This is a genomic window from Monashia sp. HAY1-5C, from assembly GCF_056755255.1.
Genome location: NZ_JBPGXG010000794.1, coordinates 1 through 235 on the forward strand (window position 1 = coordinate 1; position 235 = coordinate 235).

The following is a 235-nucleotide window of genomic DNA, read 5'->3' on the forward strand; positions in this document are numbered from 1 at the left end:
GTATCAAGATGGTCTTCAAAATCGATAATGAGCATTAATACTACTTCCTCGGGTGACTGGTAAGTAGATAATATATTTTTTGTTCTGACCACTGCTACATCTTTTTCAGCTAGTTTTGTGATTTTCTCTCTCGTTTCGGGGGCTATTCCTTCTCCCATCAGTAAACTTCTGCTTTCTCGGGCAAGAATAAAATAGACAAATACCAGGATCAATCCTACAAGGACTGAGGCAACCC

General features: G+C 39.6%; 1 protein-coding gene. It reads right to left on the reverse strand.

The features are described 5' to 3' along the window. Window positions 1-235 (reverse strand): hypothetical protein (locus tag ACR9ZK_RS23580; RefSeq protein ID WP_481344335.1); only part of this gene is annotated, 235 nt, incomplete at both ends.